This is a genomic window from Promicromonospora sp. NFX87 (genome assembly GCF_048564965.1).
Taxonomy (GTDB): Bacteria; Actinomycetota; Actinomycetes; order Actinomycetales; family Cellulomonadaceae; genus Promicromonospora.
In genome coordinates, this window is the sequence record NZ_CP183413.1 from 1,437,856 (window position 1) to 1,461,918 (window position 24,063).

27 protein-coding genes and 1 tRNA gene are annotated in these 24,063 nt (G+C 71.2%); 17 read left to right on the plus strand and 11 right to left on the minus strand.

Annotated elements, in window-relative coordinates; genetic code table 11:
- Positions 1-417 precede the first annotated feature (417 nt).
- From ACNYC2_RS06425 to ACNYC2_RS06435, 3 genes are all read left to right on the plus strand, one after another.
- A complete protein-coding gene (locus ACNYC2_RS06425) occupies positions 418-825 on the plus strand; it encodes a DUF3052 domain-containing protein (protein WP_357504485.1) in 408 nt (135 codons plus the stop codon).
- Between the two features lie 21 nt (positions 826-846).
- Entirely contained in the window at positions 847-1,335 is a 489-nt protein-coding gene (locus tag ACNYC2_RS06430; RefSeq protein ID WP_419706227.1) for a peroxiredoxin, read from the plus strand.
- A 63-nt stretch (positions 1,336-1,398) separates the two neighbouring features.
- Positions 1,399-1,472, plus strand: a tRNA-Val gene (locus tag ACNYC2_RS06435).
- 116 nt (positions 1,473-1,588) lie between these two features.
- On the opposite strand, the gene ACNYC2_RS06440 is transcribed toward ACNYC2_RS06435, so the two are convergent.
- The 3 genes from ACNYC2_RS06440 to ACNYC2_RS06450 all read right to left on the minus strand — a co-directional run bounded on the left by ACNYC2_RS06440 (position 1,589) and on the right by ACNYC2_RS06450 (position 3,755).
- Positions 1,589-2,026 (minus strand): hypothetical protein, encoded by a 438-nt coding sequence (locus tag ACNYC2_RS06440; protein ID WP_419706228.1) that lies wholly within the window; start codon positions 2,024-2,026, stop codon positions 1,589-1,591.
- Between the two features lie 158 nt (positions 2,027-2,184).
- Positions 2,185-2,841, minus strand: coding sequence for a hypothetical protein (locus ACNYC2_RS06445; RefSeq protein ID WP_419706229.1), 657 nt, complete (start codon positions 2,839-2,841; stop codon positions 2,185-2,187).
- Positions 2,842-2,924: 83 nt separating this feature from the next.
- Positions 2,925-3,755, minus strand: a complete 831-nt coding sequence (locus ACNYC2_RS06450) for a TIGR02452 family protein (RefSeq protein ID WP_419706230.1) — start codon at positions 3,753-3,755, stop codon at positions 2,925-2,927.
- A gap of 63 nt (positions 3,756-3,818) precedes the next feature.
- Here ACNYC2_RS06450 and ACNYC2_RS06455 point away from each other — a divergent pair, with 63 nt between their 5' ends.
- Positions 3,819-4,064 carry a hypothetical protein gene (locus ACNYC2_RS06455; RefSeq protein WP_419706231.1) on the plus strand — a complete coding sequence of 82 codons (246 nt, stop codon included), beginning with the start codon at positions 3,819-3,821 and terminating at the stop codon, positions 4,062-4,064.
- Between the two features lie 143 nt (positions 4,065-4,207).
- A complete protein-coding gene (locus ACNYC2_RS06460; protein WP_419706232.1) occupies positions 4,208-4,447 on the plus strand; it encodes an Atu4866 domain-containing protein in 240 nt (79 codons plus the stop codon).
- Here ACNYC2_RS06460 and ACNYC2_RS06465 read toward each other — a convergent pair.
- Positions 4,444-5,235, minus strand: a complete 792-nt coding sequence (locus tag ACNYC2_RS06465) for a tryptophan-rich sensory protein (protein ID WP_419706233.1) — start codon at positions 5,233-5,235, stop codon at positions 4,444-4,446. The genes ACNYC2_RS06460 and ACNYC2_RS06465 overlap by 4 nt on opposite strands.
- Positions 5,236-5,330: 95 nt before the next feature.
- Here ACNYC2_RS06465 and ACNYC2_RS06470 point away from each other — a divergent pair, with 95 nt between their 5' ends.
- On the plus strand, positions 5,331-6,818 hold the full coding sequence (locus ACNYC2_RS06470) for an SDR family oxidoreductase (RefSeq protein WP_419706234.1): 1,488 nt from the start codon (positions 5,331-5,333) through the stop codon (positions 6,816-6,818).
- Positions 6,819-6,903: 85 nt separating this feature from the next.
- Here the strand turns inward: ACNYC2_RS06470 and ACNYC2_RS06475 are convergent, their stop codons facing one another.
- Positions 6,904-7,212, minus strand: a complete 309-nt coding sequence (locus tag ACNYC2_RS06475; RefSeq protein WP_419706235.1) for a hypothetical protein — start codon at positions 7,210-7,212, stop codon at positions 6,904-6,906.
- A 184-nt stretch (positions 7,213-7,396) separates the two neighbouring features.
- Here ACNYC2_RS06475 and ACNYC2_RS06480 point away from each other — a divergent pair, with 184 nt between their 5' ends.
- Entirely contained in the window at positions 7,397-8,134 is a 738-nt protein-coding gene (locus ACNYC2_RS06480; RefSeq protein ID WP_419706236.1) for a hypothetical protein, read from the plus strand.
- Positions 8,135-8,158: 24 nt separating this feature from the next.
- On the opposite strand, the gene ACNYC2_RS06485 is transcribed toward ACNYC2_RS06480, so the two are convergent.
- Genes ACNYC2_RS06485 through ACNYC2_RS06495 form a run of 3 tightly spaced genes read right to left on the minus strand, consistent with a single transcriptional unit; the run spans position 8,159 to position 10,829 of the window.
- Positions 8,159-8,818, minus strand: coding sequence for a response regulator (locus ACNYC2_RS06485; RefSeq protein WP_419706237.1), 660 nt, complete (start codon positions 8,816-8,818; stop codon positions 8,159-8,161).
- The gene (locus tag ACNYC2_RS06490; protein WP_419706238.1) at positions 8,815-9,999 is read right to left on the minus strand and encodes a sensor histidine kinase; all 1,185 of its coding nucleotides are present in this window, start codon (positions 9,997-9,999) and stop codon (positions 8,815-8,817) included. Before ACNYC2_RS06490 ends, ACNYC2_RS06485 begins: the two co-directional genes overlap by 4 nt.
- Positions 9,996-10,829: a CPBP family intramembrane glutamic endopeptidase gene (locus tag ACNYC2_RS06495; RefSeq protein ID WP_419706239.1), complete on the minus strand. Its 834-nt coding sequence runs from the start codon at positions 10,827-10,829 to the stop codon at positions 9,996-9,998. Before ACNYC2_RS06495 ends, ACNYC2_RS06490 begins: the two co-directional genes overlap by 4 nt.
- Positions 10,830-11,069: 240 nt before the next feature.
- On the opposite strand from ACNYC2_RS06495, the gene ACNYC2_RS06500 reads away from it, so the two are divergent.
- The 4 genes from ACNYC2_RS06500 to ACNYC2_RS06515 all read left to right on the plus strand — a co-directional run bounded on the left by ACNYC2_RS06500 (position 11,070) and on the right by ACNYC2_RS06515 (position 14,473).
- Positions 11,070-12,377: an anion permease gene (locus tag ACNYC2_RS06500; RefSeq protein ID WP_419707786.1), complete on the plus strand. Its 1,308-nt coding sequence runs from the start codon at positions 11,070-11,072 to the stop codon at positions 12,375-12,377.
- Positions 12,374-12,649 (plus strand): hypothetical protein, encoded by a 276-nt coding sequence (locus tag ACNYC2_RS06505; protein WP_419706240.1) that lies wholly within the window; start codon positions 12,374-12,376, stop codon positions 12,647-12,649. Before ACNYC2_RS06500 ends, ACNYC2_RS06505 begins: the two co-directional genes overlap by 4 nt.
- A gap of 14 nt (positions 12,650-12,663) precedes the next feature.
- Entirely contained in the window at positions 12,664-13,254 is a 591-nt protein-coding gene (locus tag ACNYC2_RS06510; protein ID WP_419706241.1) for a uracil-DNA glycosylase family protein, read from the plus strand.
- Positions 13,255-13,315: 61 nt separating this feature from the next.
- Positions 13,316-14,473, plus strand: coding sequence for a D-alanyl-D-alanine carboxypeptidase family protein (locus ACNYC2_RS06515; RefSeq protein WP_419706242.1), 1,158 nt, complete (start codon positions 13,316-13,318; stop codon positions 14,471-14,473).
- 21 nt (positions 14,474-14,494) lie between these two features.
- On the opposite strand, the gene ACNYC2_RS06520 is transcribed toward ACNYC2_RS06515, so the two are convergent.
- On the minus strand, positions 14,495-15,109 hold the full coding sequence (locus tag ACNYC2_RS06520; RefSeq protein WP_419706243.1) for a VOC family protein: 615 nt from the start codon (positions 15,107-15,109) through the stop codon (positions 14,495-14,497).
- A 105-nt stretch (positions 15,110-15,214) separates the two neighbouring features.
- On the opposite strand from ACNYC2_RS06520, the gene ACNYC2_RS06525 reads away from it, so the two are divergent.
- Positions 15,215-16,183: a squalene cyclase gene (locus ACNYC2_RS06525; RefSeq protein WP_419706244.1), complete on the plus strand. Its 969-nt coding sequence runs from the start codon at positions 15,215-15,217 to the stop codon at positions 16,181-16,183.
- Positions 16,184-16,195: 12 nt separating this feature from the next.
- Here ACNYC2_RS06525 and ACNYC2_RS06530 read toward each other — a convergent pair whose 3' ends face one another.
- Entirely contained in the window at positions 16,196-16,624 is a 429-nt protein-coding gene (locus ACNYC2_RS06530; RefSeq protein ID WP_419706245.1) for a DUF6069 family protein, read from the minus strand.
- Positions 16,625-16,735: 111 nt separating this feature from the next.
- Here ACNYC2_RS06530 and ACNYC2_RS06535 point away from each other — a divergent pair, with 111 nt between their 5' ends.
- The 5 genes from ACNYC2_RS06535 (at position 16,736) to ACNYC2_RS06555 (ending at position 22,813) form a co-directional block, all read left to right on the plus strand.
- Entirely contained in the window at positions 16,736-17,227 is a 492-nt protein-coding gene (locus tag ACNYC2_RS06535) for a MarR family winged helix-turn-helix transcriptional regulator (protein WP_419706246.1), read from the plus strand.
- Positions 17,228-17,324: 97 nt separating this feature from the next.
- Positions 17,325-18,617, plus strand: a complete 1,293-nt coding sequence (locus tag ACNYC2_RS06540) for an ABC transporter substrate-binding protein (protein ID WP_419706247.1) — start codon at positions 17,325-17,327, stop codon at positions 18,615-18,617.
- A gap of 11 nt (positions 18,618-18,628) precedes the next feature.
- On the plus strand, positions 18,629-19,495 hold the full coding sequence (locus ACNYC2_RS06545) for a carbohydrate ABC transporter permease (protein ID WP_419706248.1): 867 nt from the start codon (positions 18,629-18,631) through the stop codon (positions 19,493-19,495).
- Positions 19,492-20,358, plus strand: a complete 867-nt coding sequence (locus tag ACNYC2_RS06550; protein WP_419706249.1) for a carbohydrate ABC transporter permease — start codon at positions 19,492-19,494, stop codon at positions 20,356-20,358. The genes ACNYC2_RS06545 and ACNYC2_RS06550 overlap by 4 nt, the downstream gene beginning before the upstream one ends.
- Before the next feature lie 58 nt (positions 20,359-20,416).
- On the plus strand, positions 20,417-22,813 hold the full coding sequence (locus tag ACNYC2_RS06555; protein ID WP_419706250.1) for a TIM-barrel domain-containing protein: 2,397 nt from the start codon (positions 20,417-20,419) through the stop codon (positions 22,811-22,813).
- 193 nt (positions 22,814-23,006) lie between these two features.
- Here ACNYC2_RS06555 and ACNYC2_RS06560 read toward each other — a convergent pair whose 3' ends face one another.
- A complete protein-coding gene (locus ACNYC2_RS06560; protein ID WP_419706251.1) occupies positions 23,007-24,023 on the minus strand; it encodes a LacI family DNA-binding transcriptional regulator in 1,017 nt (338 codons plus the stop codon).
- Between the last annotated feature and the right edge of the window lie 40 nt (positions 24,024-24,063).

Consider the following 24,063-nt stretch of genomic DNA (forward strand, 5'->3'; position numbering starts at 1 on the left):
CGCGGCGGGGTCGCGGTTCGCGCTCCTCGCCGCCTCGTCAGGACCCGTCGCGTCGGCGTAGCGTCGCCACAGCTGGGGTTGCGACTGTGCACGCCCACGCACAGGTGGTCCTAGCCATTCTGTCCCCTCACAGCGTGCGCTCACACCATAGGGCGGTCAAGAGTGCGTGATCTGCGTTACGTCTGTACCGGTTCGCGCATATATTGATACGGGGTATCGCAATGATGAGACTGAGTGCATGACTTGTGCGTTGCCGAGGTCTCATCGATTCATCAAAAAGGCACCACGCGACCTGGTTGCGAGGCATGGCCGGGGTGCGTGCACTACCTTTGGCGACGGAGGGCCCGCGTAGGGCCGGACAGAACACGCATACGACCCGGCTGCGAGTGCCGGACAGAGAGAGGGACGATCAACCAAGTGAGCACGGACACCCAGGGCGCCGGGCGCCTCGGTTTCGAGGCCGGCCAGGTGGTGCAGGAGTTCGGCTGGGGCGACGACGTCGACGACGCCCTCCGGGCGGACATCGAAAAGATCATCGGCAGCGAGCTGGAGGACGAGGACTTCGGCGACGTGACCGACGGCGTCATCCTCTGGTGGCGGGAGGACGACGGAGACCTCACCGACGCACTCGTGGATGTGCTGACCGTGCTCGACGACGGCGGCATCATCTGGATCTTCACGCCCAAGCCCGGCCGGGACGGCGAGGTGGGCCACAGCGACATCCAGGAGGCCGCCACGACCGCCGGTCTGCAGACCACCAGCACCTTTGCCATCGCGGAGGACTGGTCGGCGACCCGGCTCGCGTACCGGGGCCGCGGCAAGTGATGGCCCGACAGGTCTGAGGCCGTGACCGAGTCCGCCGCGCCGGCCGCTCCCACGGAGTCGCTGAAGCCGGGTGACCCCGCACCCGACTTCACGCTCCCTGACACGCACGGGACCCCGACCACGCTGTCGGACCTGCGTGGGACGCCGGTGCTCGTCGTCTTCGTGCCGTTCGCGTTCTCCGGGACGTGCACCAGCGAGCTGTGCGAGCTGCGCGACAACATCGAGGACTTCGAGACCGCGGGCGTGCGGCTGCTCGTCATCTCGACGGACGCCGTCTTCACGCTCAAGGCGTGGCAGGCGGCAGAGGGCTACCAGTTCGACCTGCTCTCCGACTTCTGGCCGCACGGCGAGGTGGCGCGTGACTACGGGGTGTTCGACGAGAGCTCGGGGATCGCACTGCGGGGCACGTTCCTGATCGACGCCGACGGGATCGTCCGCTGGTGCGTGGTCAACCCGCGCGGTCAGGCACGCGACCTGGAGGACTACCGGCGGGCCGTAGTGGAGATCTGATCCGGTCAGTTCGTAAAATTGACCTGGTTCGGGGCTGGGGCCAGGTATTGTGGTCCGCTGCCAGGGCTCATAGCTCAGTTGGTTAGAGCGCCACGTTTACACCGTGGATGTCGGGGGTTCGAGTCCCTCTGGGCCCACCTTGAGATGACGCGGGACATCGTTGATCGATGTCTCGCGTCATCGTTCGTTGCGGCGCCGTTGCGGTCTTGATCAGTCCGCTTCGACCATGCAGTTGGGCCTGCTCTGAGGGTGCCTACCAGCCGAGGTGGGAGACGCCGAGGACTGCTCGGGCCTCGGCCTCGGCAGCGATCGCGTCGGGATGCCGGCCGAGGCAGCTAGGGCTCACCTTCGGCCATGGCTCGGCGTTATAGAGCCCGTCGAGCGCCTCGACCAGCGGTTCTCGGACGTCGGGTACGGAGTGCCCGAGGCGTTCGGCGTTGTCGGCATAGTCGATCCCGGCCCGACAGAACGCCTCGAAGAACACGTCCTTGTCGGCAACAGCTCTGCGGCGTCTGTGCCCCTGATAAGCGAGGCAGACCATGCTCGACCGCTGCGCGCCGATCACGAAGCGGACGGGCGCGTCGGGAAACCAGGTCGCCGCGTACGACCCGCCACGGTTGAATGTCTGGACCATCTGCGCGAACGATGCCCATAACCAGTCTGTGTCGGTCCACTGGTCCAGGTCGATCATCACTCGTCCGTTCACGACGAGACGCACCCCACCAGTCAGTTTTATTGCGTGTCGTGATCGGGCGACATTCTCGATCGGTGAGAAGTCTGTTCGACGAGAGGTGTGCAGGTAGGTGCGAATCTCAACTGTCCCGAGCCAGGGCCGTTGCGATGGGCGCATCAGTGCGATTCGGAGCGCGCGAGCCGGTAGGGGCCGGCTTCGAGCGCGCGTGCGACGGCGTCGGGCAGCAGCTCGGCGTGCATCGGGGCATGAGTAGCTGCCCAGGGTGCGAGCTTGCTACAAAACCCGTCGAGGTCTGCCTCGGCCTGTGCGAGGGCGGCACGGACCTCGTCAGGGGCGACCCGGAAGACCGGCCGGTCCGGGTCCTCGGCGTCCTGCACGATCTCGACGAGTCCCTCGCGCAGAGTGATCCCGGCGTCGGGGCTGTGTCCGAGCCAGCACCCCGGAAGGCTGCCCTCGAGCACGTCGAGGATCTCGGAGCGTTCGTCGATCGAGTAGCAACAGCCGGGCGTGATCGAGATTCCGGTGCTCGTCTCGATGAACCGCAGACCGCCCATCGCGATCGGTTGGGCGTCGCCCGGATCATGCGGGCCCAGAGCCCGTCCGAGGTAGACGGCGAGGCTCGCTGCCTCGTCGCCCTTCTCGTCAGCGTGGAACCAGCGCAAGACCTGGTGCACCGCTGTCCCGACCTCGACGTCGGACATGTCGCCGTGCAAGGCCTGGTACCAGAAGCCCTCGCGCCCGACGACGGGCCACAGGTCGAACGCGTCGTCGCCAAGGACCTCGATCACCGGCTCGGCACGCAGGGCTGTCATGCGGGCAACCGTGCCAGCGGCAGGTAGCCGCGGTCAACGAGAAACCGTTCGTACCTGGGTCGACGACCTGTGCCGTTGAGTCGCTAGGCCCCCGTCGTGAGCGAGTGCAAGCATCTCTCGAAGGCGCCGAGCACCGGGCGGCCGGGGCGCGGGTCGAGAATCGCGAACGTGACGTGCTCGAATCTCGGTCGGCCGGAGAGGGCCTCGGCGAACGCGGTTGCGACCTCGGTCGGATCGTTGCCGAACACTCCGCAGCCCCACGCGCCGAGGACGAGGCGTTGGAAGCCGTGGGCGGCCGCCACGTCGAGTACCCGGGCCGCCCGACGGTCCAGCGTGGCGTTCACGTCGCGCGTGGCGGCAGGCTGGCCGCGCTCGATCGCGGAGCGGTTCGGCGCTGCCGCCGTCAGGAACGTGACCAGGTGGGGCTCGGCGAGCAGGGCACCGTCGTCGTCCCGGAACACCGGAACACCCGGCGAGACGATGATTCTGTCGCTGTAGAGCAGGGACGACTCTCGCCGGTGATGCTCGTAGAACTCCGGTGTGGCGGTCTGGGTCGCGTACAGCGCCGAGCTGCGCGCTATCGCCTCCTCCTGGGCCTGGGCTCCGTTGAGGAACCCGCCGCCTGGGTTGCGCGCCGACGCGAAGACCAGGCAGGCGGTGCCCGGTCCGAGGCGTCGCGCTGCTTCCAGGCTTGACTCGTCGCACACCTCGACGGTGGTCGCGTCGGACCGGGTGGCGCCCCTCGGGAGCCGCGCGTCCGGCAGGATCAGCCGGGTTCCGGCGATCGCGGCGTCGACGTGCTCCGCGATGTCGATCCGCCGCCCGCCCGCGCGGTAGCTGCCTGTTCGGACGACGTCCATGGTCTCGGCGGCGAGGGCCCGGAACCGGTCCCGGCTCGTGGTCGGGGATGTCATGGCCGCAATGCTGGGCTCAGGCGACGGGATCGGTCCACCGTATTCTCATGTCACGCTGGAGCGATGCCGACTGACGGAGTGGTCCTGGACTGGCGCGGACCGGTGTCCGACGCCGAGGTCGCCGATCTCACCGAGTCCCACGGAGGCAACCCGGAGCCCGGCTGGTGGGACCGGATCCGAGGTCACTCGCTCGGGTGGGTCTCCGAGTGGCTGTTCGTCGACTTCGAGCCGCACCTCGAGTCGTTCTACCTGGAGTCCTGCGGTTTCCGGCCGACGTCCGCCGGGCTCGTCCACCTCACCGACAGTTGACCGGACAGCGCAGTCGTCAGCCTGGGTGCCGTACACCCCGGCACACCGCAGCCTGGTTGCGCGCGAGCGCCCCGGGCAACCTGGTGATGGTCCGGCGAGACCGCCGGACATCGGATCGCCACAGGGCAGAACGGGAGACGGACATGACGACGGACGGCTACCTCGGGCTATGGGTGACAGCGGACGGGCACGTGCGGCAGCGGCTGCTGCCCGACGGCCGGTACGACGAGGCGCGCGGCGACCGGGAGAGCGCCTATACGGGGCGGTACTGGATCGAGGGCGACCACATCCGGTACAAGGACGACACGGGGTTCAGCGCGGACGGCGACTTCCGTGACGGGGTGCTGTACCACGGCGGCATGGTGATGTACCGGCGGGACTAGGCTCGGGCCGCGCTGGTCGCCGCGCGCACGCGCAGGCTCAGCGCGACGCCGAGGACGACGACGGCGGCCGCGCCCGCCGCGACGGCCGTCGGCACGGAGTGCGGCGCGCCGTCCCACCTCGCGACGGCGATCCAGGCCAGGCCCCACGCGATGGCCGCGGCCACGGCGACGCGGCCCTTGCTGCGCACGGCGAGGGCGATCCCGACACCGCCGACCGCCACCAGGGCCGCGACCGCCCACCAGTTCGGATCGATCCCCGCGCCGTCGAATCCCGAGCTGGTGAGGGCTGCCGCGACGTTGGCGGCAGTGGCCACGCAGACCCAGCCGAGGTAGACGCCGAGTGCGCCGTCGAGGAACAGGCGGTCCAGCATCCCGCTCGCACGGGTCCGCATCAGGATCACGAGAACTCGGCTGAGCAGCGCGAGCAGGACCGCGATGACGGCGACGCTCACCCAGAGCCAACCCGCCTGGACCACCAGGATCCAGGCCGCGTTCAACAGCATCGTCCCTGCGACCGGCAGTCGGAGGCTGCGCTGACGGTCCGCGGACGCCGGGGTGGGGAACCACTGCAGCACCGTGTACCCCGCGAGCCCGGCATAGACGACGGTCCAGATCGAGAAGGCCGCGGACGCGGGCGCGAGCAGGGTGGCGTCGGAGGCGAGCGCGCCGCCTGCCGCTGACGCGATGGGCGTTCCCCCGAAGACGCCGACGCCGATCATGGAGCCGACGAGGCAGGCCAGGTAGCTGAGGGTGACGACGATCTGCTGGATCCGATCGGTGAGATGCATGCGGTCCTCGCTCCTCGAGTCGGTCGTCCTGAATATCGCTAGCCTATCTAGTAATCTGCCAGGATTCACGTTGTCGAGCGAAAGGCGGTAGCGCCATGGACGACGGCGCTCAGGTCCTGGTCACGGGTGCGACCGGCTACATCGGCGGACGACTGGTGCCCGAGCTGCTCGCCGCCGGGTATCGCGTACGTGTGCTGGCCCGGCATCCCGAGCGCATCTCGTCCCGCGACTGGGCCGACGACGTGGAGGTGCTCGCCGGCGACGCCACGGAACGGCCCGACCTGCGCCGGGCGCTGGAGGGCGTCGACGTGGCCTACTACCTGATCCATGCGCTGGGCTCCGGGCCGGGGTTCGCCGAGCGTGACCGCGGCACGGCCCGCGACTTCGCAGCAGCCGCCCGGGAGGCCGGTGTCCGGCGCGTCGTCTATCTCGGCGGTCTGTACCCCGACGTCGAACGGCTCTCGCCGCACCTGGAGTCCCGGCGCGAGGTCGAGCAGATCCTCCTCGACAGCGGTGTGCCGACGATCGTGCTGCGAGCGGCGGTGATCCTCGGGTCGGGCAGCGCGTCCTTCGAGATGATGCGGTACCTCACCGAACGGCTGCCGGCGATGGTCGCGCCGCACTGGATCAACAACCGCATCCAGCCCATCGCCGTGCGCGACGTGCTGCACTACCTCGTGGGCGCGGCGAGCATCCCGCCCGAGGTGAGCCGGGGGTTCGACGTCGGCGGTCCGGACGTCCTGACCTACCGCGAGATGATGCAGGGCTACGCGGCGGCCGCGGGGCTCCGTCCCCGGATCATCCGTGCCGTCCCGGTCCTGACCCCGCGCCTGGCCAGCCTGTGGGTGGGCCTGGTGACGCCCGTGCCGCCGGCGATCGCCCGCCCGCTCGTCGGATCCCTGGTGCACGAGGTCGTGGCGCGCGAGCACGACATCGCGGAGTACGTGCCCGATCCGCCCGAGGGCCTCATCGGATTCGACCGGGCGGTCGAGCTCGCGCTGGCGCGTATCCGGGACCTGGACGTGCGGACGAGCTGGGTGTCGGCGTCCACCCCGGGAGCGCCGTCCGACCCGCTGCCCGACGACCCCGACTGGGCGGGCGGAAGCCTGCTCGTGGACGACCGGTCGATAGAGGTGAACGCGACCCGCGAGGCGCTCTGGACGGTGATCGAGGGCATCGGTGGGGCGCACGGCTGGTACTCGTGGCACCTGGGCTGGGTGGCCCGTGGCCTGCTGGACCGGCTCTTCGGCGGTCCAGGGCTGCGCCGCGGACGCCGCCACCCGCAGTACCTCGCCCCCGGAGACGCGCTCGACTGGTGGCGCGTCGAGAAGGTGGTCCGGGGCGAGCTCCTGCGGCTGCGGGCCGAGATGCGCCTGCCGGGTCTGGCCTGGCTCGATCTGTCCGTCGAGGGCGAGCCCGGCGAGCGGCCGACGTTCCGCCAGCGCGCGGTCTTCTCACCGCAGGGGCTCCCGGGGCAGCTGTACTGGTGGGCCATCAGCCCGTTCCACGGCATCGTGTTCGGTGGAATGCTGCGCAATATCGCCCGGGCCGCGGAAGAGGTCGGCGCGGACCCGGAGCGCTGAGCCCGCCGGCTGCCCAAGAGGGTTGATCTCGGGTCCCGGCGCCCGGAGGCGGCTCGGCGCCTCCAGGCGTCGGGGCGTGCGTTCGCTACTCCTCGAACGGGACGTTGCCACGGCAGGCCACGCCGGGGCTCGGGACGGCACCCTTGAGGTCGTGGCTGACGTACTTGCCGTAGCTCTGGACGTGCCCGCCCGTGACGAAGTCGTCGTCGAACTCCGGCGGCTGGACCTCCTGGTCGTCGGGCAGGTCCTGACCCGAGAACGCGCACGCCGAGCTGGCGTTGGACGCTCCCGGGATCGGCTCCCCTTTTCCGTTGGTCTCACCGGCGTGCGCTGACATGGAGCCACCCACGGCCAGCCCTGCGGCGACGACGCACGTCAGGAAGACGCGCTTCATGCTCACCACCTCCTTGTGGCGAGGAGCGTCCGGGTAGGTTGGGCGAACCCGGTCCGCCCCCCTGGCCAACGTACGTCCGGGCCCCCGCCGGCACAGCCCGGGGCGCAGAGATCACCCGTGCCGTCGGCTGACCCGAGGTCGATGACGCTCCAGGCGCCCTCCGAAGCTCTGCCAGGATGACGCCGTGACCAGTCATATTGCCCGGTATCAAGCTGGGGACCACGACGGCGTCTGGCGGGACCTGCGAGCCCTGGGCATGGACGCGTTCGGTGTGCGCCACAGGGAGGACGCGCAGGCGGTCGCGCGCGAGATGGCGAGCCGGGCGCGACAGAACGTGGAGACGCTCGTCGAGCGGCTGCAGGCGGACGGTTTCACCGCCACCAGGAACGACGACGACGCGACCCCGCGCCCGCCCCACTTCCCGCCCGCCGACGGCGCGCCCGCGCTCGCCGACTGGATGGAAGAGACGTTCGCGCCGTTCCCGATGACCGTCGCCGCATGGATCCGCCAGGTCGGGGACGTGTGGCTCGTGGGCGAGCACCCGAGGTGGCCCGAGAGCGTCCTGGCCGACCCGCTCGTGGTCGAGTTCGAGCACACCGTCCACGGCGGTGGCGCTCGCGGGTACTACGAGGGGGAGTGGAAGCTGTGGACCGAGGACGATGAGAGGGACGCCTACCCGTTCCAGCTCGACTACGCGCCTGACGCCCTGCACAAGGCCAACATCAGCGGCGACGGGCCGTACGGGATCCTCCTGTCGGGATCGGGCGTCGACGGCCTGGTCGGTCCGACGACGTGGTTCGTCGACGACCTCAACGACGCGTTCGCGGCGGGCGGTTTCCCCGGGGAGCTGCGCGCCGAGGGGTACGTGGACCCGCCCGCCGGCCTGCGCGAGGGACTCGCCCGGGACCTGCTGCGGCTCTGACCGCGCCGCTCCACCGGTGCGCGGTCACGTCACCAACCCGCTGCGGTAGGCGTAGACCACCGCCTGCACGCGGTCGCGCAGGCCGAGCTTGGCCAGGAGGCGGGAGACGTACGTCTTGACCGTCTCCTGGCTGATCACGAGCGTCGCGGCGATCTCGCCGTTCGACAGGCCGTTGGCGATGAGGCGCAGGACCTCCAGCTCGCGCGGGGTCAGCGCGGTGTCGCCCGGGACGTTCTCGACGGGCCGGATCCGCGCCGCGTACCTGCCCACGAGCTGCCGGGTCACCTCGGGTGCCAGCAGCGCGGCCCCCGACGCGACGGTGCGGATGCCGTTCAGCAGCTGCGCGGCCGGGGCGTCCTTGAGCAGGAACCCGCTGGCCCCGGCGCGCAGCGCCTCGTAGACGTACTCGTCGAGGTTGAACGTCGTCACGACGAGCACCTTGACCGGATGCTCCACCCCGGCGCCGGCGAGCAGGCGGGTCGCCTCGATACCGTCGAGGACCGGCATCCGGACGTCCATCACGACGACGTCGGGGCGCAGCCGGCGGGCGAGGTCGACGGCGGCTCGCCCGTCGCCGCAGTCGCCCACCACCTCGAGGTCGGGCTGGGCGTCGATGATCGTCGCGAAACCGGTGCGGATCAGCACCTGGTCGTCACAGACCAGCACGCGGGTCGGCGCGGTCACGACCGGCCCCCGGTCGGGATGCGGGCCAGCACGACGAAGCCGCCGTCGTCCGACAGCTGGGCGCTGAGCTCGCCGCCCAGGGCGGCTACCCGCTCACGCAGCCCGACCAGGCCGCGCCCGCTGCCGCCCGGCGAGACGCTGCGGGCCCGTCCACCGGCTCGTGGGCCCGGCCCGTCGGTGCTGACCTCCACCGTGATCTCCCTGTCGTCGTAGTGCACGGTCACCGCCGTCGGGCGGCCGTGGGCATGCTTGAGGGCGTTCGTCAGCGACTCCTGCACCACGCGGTGCGCGGCGCGTTCGGCGCTGCCCGACGACGTCGCCGGCGTGCCGTGCTCGGTGAGCTCCACCGGCTGTCCGGCCCGCCGGGTCTGCTCGACGAGCGCGCCCAGGTCGCCGTCCGGCTGCGTCCGGGCGGGGCCCTCGTGGCCGGGGTCCAGCAGGTCGAGCAGGTTCCGCAGGTCGCTGATCGCGAGCCGGCCTGTGTCGCCGACGGCGGTCAGCGTCTCGTCGAGACGGTCGGGCGAGGTGGTCAGGTACCGCGCCGCCTCGGTCTGGACGACCATCGCCGTGACGTGGTGCGTCACGACGTCGTGCAGCTCGCGGGCGATGCGGGTGCGTTCGGCGGTGCGGGTCTCCTCGGCGACCCGGAGCCGTCGCTCGGCCTCGGCCGCCCTGGTCGAGCGCACCCAGGCGCCGACACCCCACGCGAGGGCCATGACCAGGTAGAACGTCAGGTACTCGTCCACCCGCTCGGCCCCGGTCAGCCGGTCGAGCGCGACCGCCAACCCCACGTATGCCACGGAGAGCGCGGCGACCACGAGCCGACGGCGGTGCGCCAGGTGTGCCCCCGTGCTCACCAGCGCGATGCCCAGCGCGTTGGCCGCGAACGAGTGGTAGCCCTGGACCTGGCCGAGCACGAAGCCGAGCGAGACCAGCGCGACGCATACCGCCGGCCACCGCTGGCGCACCGCGAGCGGGAGGCACTGGAGCGCGATGACCAGCACCGCGACGGCGTCGAACGGGCGAGCGGGCACCTCGCCGACCTGCGTCCCGTACTCCCGCAGCACCGGCACGAACCCCGCACCGGCGAGCGCGAGGGCGAACGGCAGGTCCCGGACCGTGACGTCGAGCCGGTGCCACCGGTCGCGCCACCGGTTCGGGACCCGCCGGAGTTCGATCACCGGGGGAGCGTAGCTGCCGCGTCCGACCGGGCGGAGCGGCGCAGCGGGACCATGTGCCCGCGCCGGTACGCCATCCGGATGAACACCGCGGCGGCCGCCACGCAGAACACGATCGAGTAGACGCTGCCCTCCGGGCCGAACTCGCCGCCCGTGATCAGCATCGGGCCCGACGTCGAGGCGTCCAGCAGGCCCTGCGGGGTGTTGTTGCCGGAGACCTCGGTGCTGAAGACCGCGCTCCCGGCGATGTTCCAGCCGAGGTGCAGACCGATCGGCACCCACAGCTTGCGGGTGGCGACGTACGCGGCGGTGAGCATGCCGCCCGCCTCGACGGCGATGGCGAGCGCGCCCCACAGGCTGGCGTTCGGGTTGATCAGGTGGGCCAGGCCGAACAGCAGGCTGGTCGCCGTCAGGGCGATCCACGTGCCGGTCCACCCCTCGATGATCCGGAACAGGACGCCGCGGAACATCAGTTCCTCGCCCACCGCGACCGCGGCCATGAAGCCGACGAGCCCCACCGCTCCCGTCACCGTGCCCAGGCCGTGCACCGTGTAGCTGCCCAGGAAGGCGAGGTTGACGATGACCAGGGCGAACAGTGCGACACCGAGCAGCGTGCCCCACCCGAGCCCGGACACCGCGCCCTCCCGGGACACCTCCACCACGTCGCGGCGTTCGGTGCGCCGCACCACCCAGGCATAGACGAGGACGGCGAGCACTGCCGTCGCGAGCCCCACCACGAGCGCCAGCCAGGGGTTGTCCCCGACCAGCGCCAGACCTTGGCTGCCGAGGAACGAGACCGCCAGAACGGCTACGAGCTGCCACACCAGACGCACGATGACTCCTTCGAGAAGCCGCGGCCGGAGCGCCGCGGACTACCCAGAACGCTATGGATCGGGCGGCGCGCGGTAGTCACCGCAGGGTGGACATTCGCGGGTAGCTCGCACGGGGGACAGGCGAGCTCTGCCGGCCCCGGAAGATGAACACCATGTGAACAAAGATCGAACTGTTCACCTGAACGTCACCCACTGGTCAAGTGTGATCTGTGCACACGTCACCATGGTGTGGTGACCGAGATGATTCTTCTCGTCGTGGTCGTGCTCACCGCACTCGCCTTCGACTTCACGAACGGCTTCCACGACACGGGCAATGCCATGGCGACCTCTATCGCCACCCGAGCACTGACACCCCGCCGGGCGGTCCTGCTGTCCGCGGCCCTGAACCTGGTCGGTGCGTTCCTGTCGCTGTCGGTGGCCGCGACCATCGCCAAGGGACTCGTCGACGCCGACGTCATCACCCTGGAGGTCGTGTTCGCCGGGCTGGTGGGCGGCATCGTCTGGAACCTGCTCACCTGGCTGGTCGGCCTGCCGTCCAGCTCGTCGCACGCGCTGGTCGGCGGTGTCGTGGGCGCGGTGCTGGCGGCCGCGGGCACCTCCGGCGTGCTGTGGGAGGGCGTCCTCGCGAAGGTCCTGGTCCCGGCCTTGATCGCCCCGATGGTCGCCATCGCGGTAGCCGCGACCGGTACCTGGCTCGTCGCGCGGCTGACCCGAGGGCTGCCGCAGGACGTCACCTCGCGCGGGTTCCGCTGGGGCCAGGTCGGCTCCGCCTCCCTGGTCTCCCTGGCGCACGGCACCAACGACGCGCAGAAGTCGATGGGCATCATCCTGCTCGCCCTCATCACGGCCGGCGCCGTACCGGCGGACTCGGGCGTCCCGTTCTGGGTCATCCTGTCCTGCGCCCTGGCCATGGCGCTCGGCACCTACACCGGCGGCTGGCGGATCATCCGCGCCCTCGGCAAGGGCCTCGTCGAGATCGACACCCGGCAGGGGATGGCGGCGGAGACGTCGTCGGCGGCCGTCATCATGCTGTCCAGCTACTTCGGCTTCTCGCTGTCCACGACCCACGTCGCCACCGGCTCGATCCTGGGCTCCGGCGTCGGTATGCCGGGCGCGACGGTGCGCTGGGGGCTCGCGGGCCGCATGCTCGGCGCCTGGATGCTCACGCTGCCCGCGGCCGGCCTGATCGGTGCGCTCTGCTTCTGGGTGCAGCACGGGGTCGGCGGTGTGCTCGGCAGCGTGCTGGTGCTCGGCATCCTGCTCGCGTCGGCCGCGGCCATCTGGATCGCCTCGCGCCGCAAGCCGGTCGACCACACCAACGTCAACGAGGCCTGGGACGAGGAGCGTGGGGCCGGGCTCGAACCGGTCGCCGCGACCACCGGGGAAGCCGGTCCGCTGCACGTCGCACCGGTCGAGGCGGGCGCGACGACGTCGGCGGCTGCCGCCGCGATCGACGCCCTCGACGTCGTCCCGGTGGGTGCGGGAGCGGCCGGATCCTCATCGGCCGGTGGGACACCGAACGCCTCCGGGAAGGGAGCAGCGGAATGAGCGGCATCATCGAGTGGGGCGCGCTGGGGCAGGTCGTCCTCGTCGGCCTGCTGGTCGGGGCGGGCGTCCCCGCACTGTTCGCACTGGGGCTCCGGCTCCTCACGCTGCCGGTCCGGGCCGCAGCCGCCGAGGCCGACGACACGCACGACGGCGCCGCAACGGTCGGCGCAGCCCCTGGCCTCGGCCGACGGCTGGGCGGCTACCTGTGCCTGGCCCTGTGCGTCGCGGCCATCGCCACCGGGCTGGCGTTCCTGGTCTCCGGCGGGCACTGACCGAGGTTCGCGCCTTGACGAGCAATCTCGACCGGATCCGGGCGGAGATCGCCGCCCACGAGTCCAACGCCTGGGCGCGGGACCTCGGCTACGAGCCGCTCTACTCCGCGGCCCCCGGCGCCCGGATTGCCCTCATCGGCCAGGCGCCCGGACGCAAGGCGCAGGAGAGCGGCGTGCCGTGGAACGACGCCAGCGGCGTCAGGCTGCGCACCTGGCTCGGCGTCGACGACACCCAGTTCTACGACCCCGACCGGTTCGCCCTCGTCCCGATGGACTTCTACTACCCGGGCAAGGGCGCCTCCGGCGACCTGCCGCCACGCAAGGACTTCGCCGCGCTGTGGCACGGGCGGATCCTCACCGAGCTGCCGGACCTCCGGCTCACCGTCCTCGTCGGCGGCTACGCCCAGAAGCACTACCTGGGCGCCCGGGCGAAGCCGACCCTCACCGAGACCGTGCGCGCCTACGCCGAGTACCTGCCGTCGACCATCCCGCTGGTGCACCCGTCGCCGCTCAACTTCCGCTGGCAGTCCAAGAACCCCTGGTTCGAGGAGGAGGTGGTCCCGGCGCTGCGCACGCTGGTGGCCGGGGCGCTCGCGGGAACGTGACGACGGCAGCCGCAGGCCGTTACGCATGCCGCCGGTGCGGCCGGTGCTGTACGTTGCGTCGGTGCTGAGCGAGCCGCCCCTCTGGCCGGCGCTGCAGGCGCCCCCGCGGGCGCCGGGTGCCCGGCGGGGTGCGCGCGCCTCGCGCCGACGGCGGGCGGTCGGCATCGTCGCCGTCGGCGTGAGCCTGATGATCGCGGCGGGCGGCGCGTACGCGCTCGGCCCGTTCGGTCCCTTCGGTCCGGACACGCAGGCCGCCGACCCGCAGCCCGTCGCGGCGGACGCCCGGGCGGCGGTGGCCGGGAGCGCCGCGCTCCGCGCCGACCTGGTCGGCGGGATCAAGGCTGCGCGAGCCGTTCAGAAGAGCCCGGACGGCAAGGCCGCGGCGAAGCCCGAACGCCAGAAGCTCGACGCCGCGATCGAGGACGCGGGGGACCTGGTGACGTCCCTGGAGGCGGTGGCGTCGTCGCCGTCGGGCACTGCGACCGAGGTCAGAACAGTGCTCGAGCGGACCAGCGCGCTCCACCAGGACGCGCCCGCGGTCACCGCCGCCCTGCGCGACGCCACCGCCGCCGTGGTCGCCTCGGGCCGACAGGTTCGGCAGGACCGGGCCGCGGAGGCCCGGACCGAGGACGCCCCCGCCGCCGTCCGCGCCCAGATCGAGGGTGACGACGCGGAGGTGGACGGCACCGGCCCGGCCGCTGGGGACACGGGCGGGGACAGGGACGGGGACGCCGCCGTCGAGGGGGCCGACGACGGGACCGGCACGACCACCCCCGCCGGTACCTGTCCCGAGCCGGACCAGGTGTGGTCCGCGGAGAACGGCCACCTGTCGTCGTCGGAGCTGGCGCAGATCCCGTTCGCCTCCGGGCACTCCGTGCGGGCGGACGTCGTCGGCGGGCTGGCCGAGCTGAACGAGGCATTCGCGGCCGAGTTCGGCGTGAACCTGACCATCAACTCGTCCTACCGCACGTACGCGGAGCAGGAGTCGCTGTTCGACCCGTCGTCCAGGACTGCCGCGCCGCCCGGCTGCTCGAACCACGGCACGGGCCTGGCGATCGACATCGGCGGGGGCGTCGAGGCGTTCGGCTCGGCCCGGTACGACTGGCTCAAGGCCAACGCCGAGGCGTACGGCTGGGTGCACCCGCCGTTCGCCGAACCGTCCGGGCGCAACCCGGAGCCCTGGCACTGGCAGTCGGTGCAGGCGCCGAACAGCTACTGACGGGCTGTCCGGCGCTCGGCGCTACCGGCTCACCCGCACCGGCTCCCACGCGAACCCGTCCGGGTCGGTGAACGCGCCGAGGTCGCTGTTCACCGCGATCCGGTGCGAGCCGGACCCCTCGGGGGCCACCCCGCCGTCCTTGGCCAGCGCGGCCCGCTTGTACAGGCCGAACCCGATGGGGCTGGAGCCCATCTTGAAGTCGACGTAGGAGCCGAAGCTCTTGCCCACGGTCAGCCCGCGTGCGGCGTAGAACTTCTTGCTCGCCGACACGTCGTCCGCCCCGATGAGGAGCACTACTGTGTCGACCTTCCGTGAGACAGGGGCGGTGTCCTTCTTGGCGGACGTCGCGATCTTCCAGATGGTGCCGTCGGGCGCCTGGACCGCACCGCCGTGGCCCCACATGGACTTGGCCACGGGCTTGAGCACGGTGGCGCCCGCGGCGACTGCGGCGTCGAACAGGGCGTTGACGTCACCCGGCTGGGAGCAGACGAGGGACAGGTGGAACCCGCGGAACCCGCTGGTGGGTGTGTCGGACTCGCGGAGCTGGAGCCGGTCGCCCAGGTCGAGGGCGTCGTAGAAGGAACGTGCGGAGCTGAGGTCGGTCACCTCGAGGGTGACGGAGTCGATGTTTGCCATGCCCACCACGTTAGGTTCGGCGTGCCGCCGGGTGCTTCTCGATTCCTGACCGACCTCCTAACCACCTTCCTGACCGCTCGGAACTGCTCGCGGTAGCCTCCTGGTGTGCCTCTCGCGCCGGAGCTGCTCACCTGGTTGCTCGACGCCGACCCAGCACTGCGCTGGCAGGTCGAACGCGACCTCGCCGGCGCGCCCGAGGACGTCTGGCGGGCAACCCGGGCACGGGTCGCCACCGAGGGGTTCGGGGCCCGTCTCCTCGCGCGGCAGGACCCGGACGGGCAGTGGGCGGGCGGCGCCTTCTTCCCGGCCGGCTACCAGGGCGACGAGGAGGGCCAGCCCTGGACCGCCACGACCTGGTCGCTCAGCAGCCTCCGCGACTGGGGTCTCGACGCCGCAGCGCTGGCCGGGACCGCGGAAAAGCTCGCCGCGAACAGCCGGTGGGAGTACGACGACCTGCCCTACTGGGACGGCGAGGTCGACTGCTGCATCAACAGCTGGACGCTCGCCAACGGGGTGTGGCTGGGCGTCGACGTCTCCGGCATCGCCCAGTGGTTCGTGGATCACCGGCTTCCCGACGGCGGCTGGAACTGCGAGTGGGTGGAGGGCTCGACGCGCTCGTCGTTCCACTCCACGCTCAACTCCCTCAAGGGTCTCCTGTACTACGAGACCGAGGCGCGGACCGGCGCCGGCGCCGACGTGCGCGCCGCCCGCCGGGCCGGCGAGGAGTACCTCCTGGAGCGCCGGCTCCTCCACCGGCTCTCGACCGGCGAGCCCGTCGGCCCGTGGGCCACCCGGTTCGGATACCCGTTCCGCTGGGGCTTCAGCGCCCTGAACGCCCTCGACTACTTCCGCGCGGCGGCGCTGCACGACGGCGTCGCGCCTGATCCCAGGCTTGCCGACGCCGTCGGCGTGGTCCGCGCCGCCCGCCGCCCGGACGGCACCTGGCTGCAGGAGGGGCGCCATCCGGGGCGGGTCTGGTTCGAGATCGACGTCCCGCCGGGGGAACGGTCGAAATGGCTCACCTTCTACGGCACGCGCGTGCTCGACTGGTGGGACGGCGCGCGCCGCGCATAACGCTCGGGCCGCTCAGGCCTCGTCGCTCCCGCGTGGCACCCGGAGCAGCAGCGGGACCAGGACGGCGCCGACGACGAGGTGGGCGAGGGCGAGCACCACGGCCGAACCGGTGGTCATCTGGGCCGACAGGAACGGCAGGAACGACACGAGCACGACGGCGACCGCGAGACCCGTCCAGATCCGCCTGCCGTACCGCGTGATCTTCTCCAGCAGCGCGAGCGCCGCCCAGCCCGCGAGGGACGCGCCGAGCGTGATGATCACGAACGAGGCCAGGTTCAGGTCCAGGGGAGCCTGACCGGGCTGCTCGACCACCAGGTCGTTGCCGAGCAGCGGTTCGCCCACCAGCCAGACGAGGGCGGCGGCGGCCACTGTTGCGGCCACCGCCAGAGCACGGGCACCGACGCGGTTCGGGGTGCGGGTCTTCTGCTGCAGGTCCGTCATGGCGAACTCCTTCAGGTAGTGAATGGTTCAGGTGCTGAAGCATGGTGAACCTAGCAGATGCTTCAGTACCTGAACAGTTCAGTTCCTGAAACAAGGAGTAGGATGGGCCTCATGAGCGCGCAAGTCGACCCGATCCTCGAGGAACTGATCGGCCTCGTCTTCGGCGCGGCCGGGCACCTCAGCGCCGACTTCAACGCGGCCGGCGCGGAGCACGGCCTGCCGCACGCCCAGGCTCTGCTGCTGGTGAACCTGGTGGAGCCGATGCCGATGCGGGCCATCGCCGACTCGCTCTCGTGCGAGCCGTCGAACGTGACGGGCATCGTGGACGGGCTCGAACGCCGGGGCCTCGTCGTCCGCCAGGCCGATCCGGCGGACCGCCGCGTCAAGCAGGTGGTCCTCACGGTCGACGGGAAGCGCACGCGCGACCTGCTCCGTGCGCGGGGGTACGCCCACGCCGAGAAGTTCTTCGACGTCCCTGGTGAGGTTCGGGTCCAGCTCCGCGACATCCTGGCCGGCCTGCTGGCGGGTGCCGCGGACGGCGTGACGGATCACCACTGCGGCGAGCCGCGCGCACAGAAGTCCTGGGGCAGGGCCGCTCACTGACGGGTGCGGCGTTCCCGCCCGGCTGTCGGTACACGTTTGACTGCCGATTTACAGCGCTGTAAATTCCCACGGTCGCAGTGATCAAGGGAGATGCAGCGTGAGTCCAGGTTCCAGTCGTCCCGTACCGCTGAGTCGTCGTTCGTTCCTCGCCGGCTCAGCGGCCCTCGTCGCGCTCGGTGCTGCCGGGTGCGCGCCGGCCTCGCGAGCCGCCGGGGGAGGCGTCACCCTGCGCTTCTACGAGCAGAAGCAGGAGGTGATCGCGTACTTCGACGAGCTGCTGCGCCGCTTCGAGGAGGACCGCCCCGGCATCACCGTGGTGCACGACTCGACGGTGGCCATCGCGCCGCAGTTCGTGCGCAACGAGCCGGCGGACGTCGGCTGCTTCAACGACAACCTCGAGCTCGCCCGCTACATCAAGCGCGGCGTGCTCGGCGACCTGTCGGACCTGCCGTCGGCGCAGACCGTCCGGACCGACATCGGCGAGCTGACCGACCAGTACGCCACCTACCCCGGCCGCACGAGCGTCCTGCCGTACTCGCTCGCCGCCGCCGGCGTCATCTACAACAAGAAGATCTTCGCCGACCACCAGCTGCCCGTCCCGGAGACGTGGTCGCAGTTCGTCGATGTGTGCGACGAGCTCACCCGGGCCGGCATCACGCCGATCTACGCGACCGACCGGGACACCTGGACGCTCTGGCAGGGCCTGTTCGACTACTCCGTCGGCAGCCTCGTCGCGCCAGGGGAGTTCTTCCGGCGCATGAAGGCGCTCGGCACCGACGTCGGGCCGGACTCCGAGGTCTCGTTCGAGAAGGACTTCGCCGTGCCGATGGAGCGCGCGAAGACCGTGTCGTCCTACTTCAACAAGGACCATGCGGTGCGTGCCTACGCGGACGGCAACCTCGCGTTCGGCAAGGGCGAGGCCGCCATGTACCTGCAGGGCCCGTGGGCGCTCAGCCAGATCGCGCTGGTCGACCCCGACCTGGAGATCGGCACCTTCCCGCTGCCGGTCTCAGAGAACCCCGACGAGCGGCAGGCCCGGGTCAACATCGACCTCGGCCTCTGGATCCCCACGGCGTCCAGGCATCAGGACGAGGCGCGCGAGCTGGTCAAGTTCCTGATGCGGCCCGAGATCATCAACGCCTACAACAGCGACAACCTCGCGTACTCCACGCTCACCGACGCCCCGCCGCAGCAGGACGAGCGCCTGGCCGGGCTCCAGGACTACGTGGACCGCGCGGCCTTCTACCAGGGGGCCGGGACCTTCGTGCCGACGTCGATCCCGCTCGGGAACTATCTGCAGGCCGCGATCCGCAGCGGCAACTTCGAGGGCATGCTCCGCCAGCTCGACGCCGACTGGCGCCGTCTCGCGGGACGGGAGGCCACGGTATGAAAGGTACAACGATGCACCGCCGCGGTGTCGAGCCGGTGTACTACCTCTTCCTCGTACCGACGCTGCTGGTGTTCACGGCGTTCGTCGTCATTCCTGCCCTGATCGGCATCTTCTACAGCTTCACCGACTACGTCGGCTTCGGGGACTGGTCGTTCCTGGGCCTGCGGAACTACGCGGCACTCTTCACCGACCCGCGGATGCTCGAGTCGTACGGCTTCACGCTCGGCTTCGCGCTGGTCACCGTCGTCGTCGCGCAGGTGATCGCCCTAGCGCTCGCCGTGGCGCTGTCCCGGCGCATCCGCTTCGCGACGACGCTGCGCACGGTGTTCGTGATCCCCATGGTCGTCTCGGGGATCGTCGTCGCCTACGTGTTCAACTTCCTGTTCTCGAACTCGCTCCCCGCCATCGCCACCGCCGTCGGCTTCGGGCCGCTGGAGGAGAGCATCCTCGGCAACCCGGACCTCGCCTGGCTCTCCATCGTGATCGTGTCCGCCTGGCAGACCATCCCCGGTGCGCTGCTGGTCTACACGGCCGGGCTGACGTCGATCCCGAACGAGCTGTACGAGGCGAGCTCGCTCGACGGCGCCTCGCCGTGGCGGCAGTTCCGGTCCATCACCGTCCCGCTCATCGCGGGCTTCATCCTGATCAACACGATCCTCGGCGTGAAGGGCTACCTCGGCGTGTACGACGTCATCGTCGGCCTGACGGGCGGCGGGCCCGGCACCGCCACGAGCAGCGTCGCGATGACCATCTTCGGCGGGTTCACCGGCGGCGACTACGCCTACCAGATGGCGAACGCCACCATCTTCCTGATCGTCACCGCCCTGATCTCCGTCGCCCAGATCGTCGCCACCCGAGGAAGGGCGGTCCAGCTGTGACCACCGTGAACACTGCCGGCCGCGTCAGCCGTGCCGGCCGGGTCAACCGCACGAACTGGCCCCTGACGATCCTGCTGGGCCTCGCGACGCTCACGGTCTTCGTGCCGCTGTACGTCACGCTGTCGATGGCCTTCAAGTCGAGCGCTCAGTCCGCGGACGGCAACGCGTTCTCCCTGCCCGCCCCGTTCAACCCGGGCAGCTTCGCCGAGGCGTGGGAGCTCACGCGCTTCCCGGTGTCGTTCGCCATCTCGCTGTCGGTAGCGGCGCTCGCCGTCCTGCTGACGCTGCTGCTCAGCTCGCTGGCCGCCTACGCCATCGCGCGGAACTGGTCCCACCGGTTCTTCCGCTGGTCGATGATCTACCTGATGGTGGCGCTGTTCCTGCCGTTCCCGGTCGTCGCGCTGCCGCAGATCCAGCTGACGGCGCTCACCAGCCTCGACAACCCCGTGGGTGTCGGGATCCTGCACGCGATGTTCCAGCTCTCCTTCAGCGTGCTGCTGTACACCGCGTACCTGCGCTCGATCCCGATCGAGCTCGAGGAGAGCGCCCGCATCGACGGCGCGAGCACGTGGCAGATCTTCTGGCGGATCATCCTGCCGCTGCTCGGGCCGATGAACGCCACGGTCGGCATCTTCGCCTTCCTTGCGTCCTGGAACGACTTCATGATGCCGTCGCTCATCATGTCCGACCCGACGTTGCAGACCCTGCCCGTCGTGCAGAACATCTTCCAGAGCCAGTTCGGCACCAACTACAACGTCGCCTTCGCGTCCTACCTGATGGCGATGGCGCCGACGATCATCGCCTACCTGTTCGCGCAGCGCTGGGTGATCAGCGGCGTGACGCAGGGCGCCGTCAAGCACTGAGCATCGGCCGCGCCTCGGCGGGGCCGCGACAAGCACCGAACCGAGCACGAGGAGAGACATGTCAGAGATCGTCGGCAGCCTGCCCGTCATCCGGCCCCTGCCGGAGGCGGCGCCGCACGCGCGGACCGAGCAGCAGGTGCACGGCACCGGCTGGCGGATCACCGTCCTGACCGACGGCGTCTTCCGCGTCGAGCGGTCGGCGGACGGCGGTTTCGAGGACCGCGCCTCCACCTTCGCGATCCGCCGCGACCTGCCGCCGGTCGACTTCGCCGTCGAACGGTTCGGCGAGGGCGTGGTGCTCACCACGCGGCGCGCGCGGCTTCGGTACGACGGCGGTGAGTTCTCCGCGAGCGGGCTCGTCGTCGAGGTGCTGGGCCGCGACTCGGGCCGCTGGCGCTACGGCGAGCCGACGCGGGACCTGGGCGGCACCGCCCGCACGCTCGACGACGTCGACGGCCGCATCGACCTGGAGCCGGGCGTCGTGGCCCCCGACGGGATCGCCGTCGTCGACGACTCGGTCTCCTTCCTGTTCGAGGACGACGGCTGGGTGGGCTCCCGGGTGCCCGGCCGGCAGGACCTGTACGTGTTCGCCCACGGCCGCGACTACCCGGACGCCGTCCAGGACCTGTACCGCGTCTCCGGGCATCCGATGCGGCTGCCGCGCTGGGCGCTCGGCAACTGGTGGAGCCGGTACCACCCCTACAGCGAGGAGTCGTACCTGGAGCTCCTGGACCGGTTCGACGACGAGGGCGTGCCGTTCTCCGTCGCGGTGATCGACATGGACTGGCACCGGGTCGGGTCGGTGCCGCCGGAGTTCGGCAGCAGCTGGACCGGCTACTCGTGGGAGCCCACGCTGTTCCCCGATCCGGAGCGGTTCCTGCGCACGCTGCACGAGCGCGGGCTGCGCACCACCCTCAACCTGCACCCGGCCGACGGCGTCCGCGCCTTCGAGGACGCGTACCCCGCCATGGCCCGCGCCGTGGGCGTGGACCCGGACAGCGGGCAGCCCGTCGCGTTCGACCCGACCGACCCCGTCTTCCTCCAGGCCTACTTCTCCGAGCTGCACCACCCGCTGGAGGCACAGGGCGTGGACTTCTGGTGGATCGACTGGCAGCAGGGCCGCACCTCTGGCCTGCCCGGCGTGGACCCGCTGTGGGTGCTGAACCACTTCCACCACATCGACGCCGCGCGCGACGGCGGGCCGGGCATGACGTTCTCCCGGTACGCCGGCCCCGGCAGCCACCGGTACGCGGTCGGGTTCTCCGGCGACACCGTGGTCTCCTGGGCGTCGCTGGCGTTCCAGCCCGAGTTCACCGCCACCGCGTCCAACATCGGGTACTCGTGGTGGAGCCACGACATCGGCGGGCACACCCGCGGGGTGCGCGACGACGAGCTGGCCACACGCTGGGTGCAGCTCGGCGTCTTCTCCCCGATCATGCGGCTGCACTCGGCGAACAACCCGTTCATCCGCAAGGAGCCGTGGGTGTTCCCGCCCGAGCACCGCGCCGCGATGGACGACGCGCTGCGGTTCCGCCACCGCATGGTGCCCTACCTGCACACCATGAACCACCGCGCCGCCGCCGGCGTGCCGCTCGTGCGGCCGATGTACCACCTCGAGCCGCGGAGCCGCGAGGCGTACACCGTGCCCAACCAGTACGAGTTCGGCAGCGAGCTGCTGGTCGCGCCGGTCACGTCGCCCCGGGACGCCGCGTCGCTGCGGGGAAGCGTGCGGGTGTGGCTGCCCGCGGGGCTGTGGACCGACATCTTCACCGACACCGTCTACCAGGGCGGGCGCACCGTGGAGATGCACCGCGGCCTGGGCTCGGTGCCGGTGCTGCTGCGTGCGGGCGGCATCCTCCCGCTCGACGCCGGGGCGGACCTCGACGCGACGCGCAACCCGACGGCGTTCGAGGTGCTCGTCGCGCCGGCCGCCTCTGGTGAGCTGGTCCTGGCCGAGGACCCCGAGGACGACTCGGTGGGTTCCGGCGACGGGCCGGCGGCGCGGACCACGCTGACCTGGGACCGGGAGCGCGGCGAGTTCCGCATCGGCGCCGCGTCGGGTGATACCCGTGTGCTGCCCGAGCACCGGGAGTGGACGGTGACCTTCCTGGCCGCGCTGCCCGAGGGGCCGGTCACGGTCGACGGTGCTCCCGCCGAGGTGAGCGGCGTCGACGGACGGTGGAGCGTGAGTGCTGCCGGGCCGACCGCCGCCGAGATCGTGGTGCAGGTCGGGGGCGGGCCGCTGCAGGTCGGTTCCGACCGGCGCGAGGCGGCACGCGTGATCCTGGAGTCCGCGCAGATCGGGAACGCGGAGAAGCTGGAGGCGTGGGATGTCGTCCGCAGCGAGCGGAGCGCCACCGAGAGGCTGGCGGAGCTCGCTGCGGTCGAGCTGCCGGAGCCGGTGCGGGCGGCCCTGGTCGAACAGCTGGCGGCGGGTCCGAGCGCGGCCTCGTAGATCGCCGTCGTCAGGGCACGGTGTGCTGTTGTGGCAGGTGCCAGGTGGGCTGAACTGTGTTCGGCTCAGGCTCGTGTTTGCGGTCTGAGCCGAACAGTTCAGCCTGGCCAAATTAAGCAGGGCCAGGCTGAACGGAGTTCAGTCCACCCGGCACCTGCCGCTCGGGTTACCTGTCCCGCGCGCCGCTACCGGCTCAGCCCAGCTCGGGGGCGCTCTCGCGGAACAGGATCGTGTGTCCCACGGTGACGTGGCGGCCCGGCTCGTCGAGGCCGTCCAGGCGGTCGAGCAGCAGGTCGAGGGCTCGTTCGGCGAGCGCCCGGGTGTCCGGCGCGACGGACGTCAGGCTCGGTGCGGTGCTCGCGCCGAGCTCTATGGCGTCCCAGCCGATGACCGCAACGTCGGCGGGGACGTCCAGGCCGTGCCGGCGCAGCGCGCGCAGTGCGCCGATGGCGGCGAGGTCGTCGCGGCACAGCAGGCCGTCGATCTCCAGCCCGGCGTCGAGCGCGGCGCCGAGGGCTTCCTCGGCGTCGCGGGCGTCGCCGTCCTGCCGCCGTGCGACGAGCAGGGACGGGTCGGCGGGCAGACCCGCGTCGTCGAGCGCCGCGCGGTAGCCCTCGAGCCGCAGCGTGGACGTCCACGAGATGCGGTCGGCCTCGTGGCCGAGGAACCCGATCCGCCGCCGCCCCATCCGGACCAGGTGCCCGACGGCGTCGCGGGCGGCGGCGACGTTGTCGATGGCCACCTGGTCGGCGCCCGCGGGCTGCGGGTCCTCGCCGAGGAACACGATGGGCATGCCGTGCGGCAGGCCGTCCAGGTCCCGGGCGGCGAGAGCCTGTGGCTGCAGCACCATGCCGTCCATGATCCCGGCCTCGCGGTCGTGCAGGACCGAGCGCTCGCCGTCCGCCGTCGCGCCGGTCTCCGCGAGCAGGAGCCGGTAGCCGCGTGCCTCGGCGACCCGCGCGAACACGTGCGCGAGCTCGGCGAAGTACGGCCGCCGGAGGTCGGGGAAGGCGAGCCCGAGCATGCTCGACCGGCCGGTCGCGAGGCTGCGGCCGGTGCGGTTCGGGCGGTACCCGAGCTCGTCGACGGCGGCCTGCACCCGCTCGCGCATCCCCGGGCTGACGTGCCGGTATCCGCGGACGACGTTGGACACCGTCTTCATCGAGACCCCCGCACGGTCCGCGACGTCCTGCAGGGTCACCCGGTTCATGTCGGCAGATTACCGTCGGCGCCCCGCAGACCCCCGTGCC